This window comes from Acidovorax sp. K2F, assembly GCF_025246485.1.
GTDB lineage: Bacteria > Pseudomonadota > Gammaproteobacteria > Burkholderiales > Burkholderiaceae_C > Acidovorax > Acidovorax delafieldii.
The window spans coordinates 79537-85778 of sequence record NZ_JAOBSQ010000048.1 but is presented as its reverse complement, the minus strand read 5'-3'; the positions used below and the strand labels follow the sequence as shown (position 1 = coordinate 85778).

Annotated in this window: 2 protein-coding genes; both read left to right on the top strand. The window is 65.9% G+C overall.

All coding sequences use genetic code 11. The features are described 5' to 3' along the window. The first annotated feature begins 91 nt into the window (after nucleotides 1-91). Nucleotides 92-4960: a PAS domain S-box protein gene (locus N4G42_RS17935; protein ID WP_260668145.1), complete on the top strand. Its 4869-nt coding sequence runs from the start codon at nucleotides 92-94 to the stop codon at nucleotides 4958-4960. A gap of 24 nt (nucleotides 4961-4984) precedes the next feature. After that, entirely contained in the window at nucleotides 4985-6115 is a 1131-nt protein-coding gene (locus tag N4G42_RS17930; protein WP_056743920.1) for a two-component system response regulator, read from the top strand. The last annotated feature ends 127 nt before the right edge of the window (nucleotides 6116-6242 follow it).

The window sequence follows — 6242 nt, the reverse complement described above, 5'->3', positions numbered from 1 at the left end:
GGGGCCGGCGGAGGCTATCGATGCATTGCTGTATCCCGCTGGTTGACGGTACGTCTGCGGTGTGGCTGGCCTGCGTGGCAAGGGCGTAGGCATGTGGTTTGACAAGCTTGTGGACCGTAACGCCCCCGGCGTCCGTGGCCTGCTGGTGGTGGTGGCCCTGGCATTGATCGGCGCAGTGCTGGTGGTGCAGGGTGCACAGCACTGGCGAGCGGGCGAGCGGGCGACCGAGCGTTCACGCGTGTTGCACCAGACGGCAGATGCCCTGCAAGCCCAGACCACTGGCGGCTCCATGCTCGGTGCGGTATCGCTGATGGGCCTGAGCGAGCCTTTGCTCAAGGACATGGCGCTGGGCCGTTTGCCCCCTGACCACCCCGAGGCACTGTCCCGCCTGGCCGTGGCGCGCGGGCGCTTTCTGGTGCAAGGCGTGTACGTAATGTCTGCCGATGGCACCGTGGTAGCGCACGAGACCCCTGGCGAACGATCCACGGGCCTGAACCTTGCATTCCGCCCGTACTTCCAGCAGGCCATCCAGGGCGCCAACAGTGTGTATGCCGCCATTGGCAGCAATACCCAGGAGCGTGGGCTGTACTACGCAGCGCCACTCTATGAAAGCGACACGCCATCGAGCAGCATCATCGGCGTGGTGATGTTCAAGGTGGGTTTTGAGCCGGTGGACCTGCTGCTCAAGCGCGCGGGCTTGCCCATGGTGCTGCTGTCGCCGCAGGGCGTGGCGTTTGCCGCCACGCGCCCCGAATGGCAGTTCGCGGTAGCGCCGCCGCTCACGCAGGCGCGTATCGATGCCATCCGCGCCACACGCCAGTTCGGCCGGCATTTCGACAATGGCGTGGCTTCGGCGTTGCCCTTTGCGGCCGATACCGGAGATGTCCAGATCAACGGCGTGACCTACGCTGTCGAACGCCGGGCCATTGACTGGCACGACCCGGGGGGCGAGTGGCAGCTGGTGGCGCTGGACGATATCAGCGCCTTGATGTCGTCGACGCAGCGCGCGCGCATTGGGGCGGTGGCCTTTGTGCTGCTGTGCCTTCTGGGCCTGCTGCTGCTGGACTTGCTGCGCAGCCGTGCCCGGGTGGCCAGTGCACTGGAGCGATTCAGGGTGCTGGGTACGGCGCTGGAGAGCAGCCCGGTGTCCGTGGTCATCACCGATGGCGACGGCCGTATCGACTGGGTCAACCCCCAGTACGAGCGCAACACGGGCTATTCGCTGGACGAGGTGCGTGGCAAAAAGCCATCGCTGGTGGCCAGCGGACAAACGCCCGCGCAGACCTACCAGCTGATGTGGTCCGCGCTGCTGTCGGGCAAGTCCTGGCAGGGCCAGTTCGTCAACCGGCGCAAGGACGGGAGCATCTACCACGACGAGGCCACGCTATCGCCCGTGTTTGATGGGCGGGGCAAGCGCATCGGCATCGTGGGCCTTCACGAGGACGTGTCCGAACGCATCCAGGCGCAAAAGGAGCTGGAGCGTCGAGAACGCCTGCTCAACGAGCTGCTGGAACAGCAAACCGCCATCTTCGACAACGCACCGCCCATCGTGATGGTGTGCGACGGGCAGTTCCGCCAGTTCAACCCGGCGTTTGTGGATCTCATGGGCGGCACCGCATCACAGCTGCTGGGTCTGGGGGTGTCGGTGCTGTTTGGCGGGACGGGCCATGCCGACCTGTTCACTGCCCGCGTCACGCCGGCACTGGCCTCGGGCCAGGCCTTGCGCGAGACCGCTACCCTGTGCAGGCTGGATGGCAGCCAGTTCGAGGCACGCCTGGCGGGCCGCAGCGTCAAGATGGACGACTTTGGCACCGCCTCGATCTGGGTCATTGAAGATGTCAGCGAGCAGCGGCGTGCCGAGCGCGTGATCCAGCAGGCCCAGGAACGCCTGGAGCTGGCGCAGGAAGCGGGCAAGATCGGGGTTTTTGACCTGAACCTGGTCACCGGCGAGATCCTCTGGTCGGACAAGCTGGCCCAGATGATGGGCCTGCCCCCCGGAACCCAGCCTGATGGGCGCGACTTCTGGCTCAACTGCCTGCACCCGGAAGACCGCGACCAGGCAAGCGCTTATTTCGACAGTTGCCTTGCAGGCACCGAGGACTACCTGCGCGACTCCTGGCGCATCGTGCGCCCCGATGGCGAGGTGCGCTGGTTTCTGGAGGCCGCGCGCATTTTCCGCAACGCCCAGGGCCAGCCGGTGCGGGTGGTGGGCGTCAATGTGGACATCCACGACCAGAAGCTCCTGGAGGAGCAGGTGGCCGGGCAGCTCGATTTCCAGCAGGCGTTGATCGACGCCATCCCAGTGCCCCTTTTCTACAAGGGCGCGGACGGGCGCTACATCGGCGTGAACCGCGCTTATGAGCACGCCTTTGGCGTTTCGCGCGAGGCGCTCATCGGCAAGACGGTGATGGATCTGGACTATCTGCCGCAGGAGACCCGCACGCGCTTCGAGCAGGACGCGATACAGGCCATGGAGGGCGAGCGCAAGGTGCACCGCGAGGTCGATTTGCCTTATGCCGACGGCGAGCTGCACCATACGCTGTTCTGGCTGCATGGCTTTGCGCGCCCCGATGGCACACCCGGCGGCACCATTGGTACGTTCGTGGACATCACCGACCGCCAGCGTGCTGAACAGGAGCTGCGCCGTGCCAAGGAGTTGGCCGAGGAGTCCACCGCGCTCAAGTCCAACTTCCTGGCCAACATGAGCCACGAGATCCGCACGCCCATGAACGCGATCATCGGCATGTCGCACCTGGCACTCAAGTCGGGCCTGAGTCCACGCCAGCACGATTACGTGAGCAAGATCCAGCAGGCGGGCCAGCACCTGCTGGGGGTCATCAATGACATCCTGGACTTCTCCAAGATCGAGGCGGGCAAGCTGGTGGTGGAGCGTCAGCCGTTTCTGCTCGACCGCATGCTGGAGAGCGTGTCCGATGTGGTGGGCTACAAGGCCGGTGCCAAGGGCCTGGAGCTGGTCTGCGACGTGGCCAGCGATGTGCCCCCTAACCTCGTGGGCGATGCGCTGCGCCTGGGCCAGATACTCATCAACTACGCCAACAACGCCATCAAGTTCACCGAATCCGGAGAGATCAGCATTGCCGTGCGCTTGCTGGAGGAGATGGGCAACCAGGTCCGGCTGCGTTTCGAGGTGCGCGACACCGGCATCGGGCTCACGGACGAGCAGATGGGGCGCCTGTTCCAGAGCTTCCAGCAAGCCGACACCTCGACCACGCGCCGTTATGGTGGCACGGGCCTGGGCCTGGCGATCTGCAAGAGCCTGGCCGAGCTGATGGGCGGCGAGGTGGGCGTGGAGAGCCGTTTCGGCAAGGGCTCCACCTTCTGGGTGTCGGTGCCGCTGGAACGTGGGGCAGCGGCGCGTGTGCTGCTACCTCCGCCCGACCTGCGGGGCACCCGGGTGCTGGTGGTGGACGACAACCATACCGCAGCCACGGTGCTGTCCGACATGCTGCAGGCGATGGGCTTTGTGGTGGAGCAGGCGCATTCGGGCCTGGAGGCGCTGGACCGGCTGCGCGAGTCCATGGCACAGCACCAGCCGTTTGGCCTGTTGCTGCTGGACTGGCACATGCCAGGCATGGACGGCGTGGAGCTGGCGGGCCACATTCGCAGCCTGGGCATGCCCAAGGTGCCGCAGATGCTGATGGTCACGGCCTACGGGCGCGAAGACGTGATGCGGGCCGCGCGTGCGCAAGGCATCGAAACCGTGCTCATCAAGCCCGTGAATGCCTCGCTGCTGTTCGACACCCTGATGCAGCCGCTGGAGGCATCGGGCACGGAGGGGCGCCGTGCGGCCACTCCCGCCCCCGCTGCTGACGAGCTGCCGCTGGACATCCGGGGCGCCTGCGTGCTGCTGGTCGAGGACAACGAACTCAATCAGATGGTGGCCATGGAGCTGCTGCTGGACGCGGGTTTCGCCGTCGACGTGGCCGAGAACGGGCAGATCGCCATCGACCACATCGAGCGCAAGCACTACGACGCCGTGCTGATGGACATGCAGATGCCCATCATGGATGGCGAGACCGCCACACGACTGCTGCGCGGCGACCCGCGCTACGCGCAGTTGCCCATCATCGCCATGACGGCCAACGCCATGGAGGCGGACCGCCAGCGCTGCTTTGCGGCGGGCATGAACGACCATGTTGCCAAGCCCATCGAACCTGCGGCCCTGTGGGCCGCGCTGGCACGTTGGATCCGCCCACGCCAGGGTCTCGGTGCGGCGGTTGTGCCCGCTCGCAGCAGTGCGGCTCCAGTGGCGGCGCCGGTAGCGGCCACCAGTGCTGCGGCCGCAGGGTGGCTGCCGGTGGATGTCCCTGATCTGCCGGGGCTGGACACCCAACTGGGCCTGCAGCGCGCGCTGGGCAAGACAGGGTTGTACGCCGAGATGCTGCGCCGCTTTGTGCAAGGGCAGGCTCCGGTGTTGCCGGAGCTGCAGCGTGCGCTGGCGGTGCACGATGTCGCACTGGCCGAGCGCCTGGCCCACACGCTGCGGTCGGTGGCAGCCAACATTGGCGCACAGGCCGTGTCAGACCGTGCACAGGCGCTGGAGCACGCGCTGCGCTTTCGCCATGGCAACGAGGCCATCGTGCCGCTGCTGGCCGAGCTGCGGGCTGCGCTGCAGCCCCTGCTGCACGGGCTGCAGGACTGGGTGCTGCAGGCCGTGCAGGCGGGCACGACACCTGAGTCAGGTTTGGCGCCCAATGCGAGGGCGCCGGGGGCCGGCATGACGCCCGCCGAGGCAGGGCAGCACTTGCGCCGCCTGCTGGAGCAGGACGATCCTGCAGCCACTGAATTTTTCCAACACAATGGTGTGGTGCTCAAGGCGGCGCTGGGCAGCGCCTTCCAGGTCGTTGAAAAGCACACCCTGAATTTCGATTTCGAGCAGGCGCTGGAAGCCCTGGCTGCGGTGCCGGGCTCTGAATCCCCGGCCCTCGAAACCCCCTGAACGGCATTCACGCAGGACATTTGCATGGACAACGCGCCTTTTGCCTCCAGCCCGGCGACCTTGGTTGACAAGCCGATTGCCACCGTGCTCGTGGTGGACGACACGCCCGAGAACCTCACGCTCATGGGCAGTCTGCTGCGGGAGCACTATGTGGTGAAGGTGGCCAACCATGGGGAGAAGGCCCTCAAAATTGCCCAGTCGGCCACGCCGCCCGATCTGATCCTGCTGGACATCATGATGCCCGAGGTGGATGGCTACGAGGTCTGTCGTCGCCTCAAGGAGGCGCCTGCCACCCGCGACATCCCGGTGATCTTCCTGACGGCGCGTTCCGACACCGACGACGAGCGCATGGGGCTGGCCCTTGGTGCTGTGGACTACATCACCAAACCCATCAGTCCGCCGATCCTGCTCGCGCGCGTTAACACGCACCTGGCGCTCAAGGCCACCGCCGATTTTCTGCGCGACAAAAGCGCATACCTGGAACGGGAGGTCGCCATGCGCACGCTGGAGGTGCAGGCCATCCAGGACGTGACCATCATGGCCATGACCTCCCTGGCCGAAACGCGCGACAACGAGACGGGCAACCACATCCGCCGCACCCAGTTGTATGTGAAGACCCTGGCCGAACGCCTGCGCCACCACCCGCGTTTTGAGCATGTGCTGAACGACCGCATGATCGAGCTGCTGTACAAGTCGGCCCCGTTGCACGACATCGGCAAGATCGGCATCCCCGACAGCATTCTGCTCAAGCCCGGCAAGCTCACGGTGGAGGAGTTCGAGGTGATGAAGACCCACACCACGCTGGGCCGCAATGCCATTGACGAGGCCGAGCGGCGCCTGGGCATGCGCGTTGCCTTTTTGAGCGTGTCCAAGGAAATCGCCTACAGCCACCAGGAGAAGTGGGACGGCTCTGGCTACCCGCAGGGCCTGGCGGGCGACGCCATCCCGGTGTCGGCGCGCCTGATGGCGGTGGCCGACGTGTATGACGCGCTCATCAGCAAACGCGTGTACAAGCCCGCGTTTTCGCACGACCAGGCCTGTAACACCATCGTGCGGGGCAAGGGCACGCACTTTGACCCCGACATGGTGGACGCGTTTGTGGACATTGCAGAAGACTTCCGCAGCATCGCGCAGAAATATCCCGACCCGGTGTAGGGAGGCATCCCCCTGAGTCGCTTCGCGCCTTCCCCCTTCTCTCGAATTGCTGCGCAATTCGGGAAGGGGGACGCAGCCAGTGCGGCGGGACGGCCCTTGCACGGCTGCGCTGGTAACGAGCGCGCCT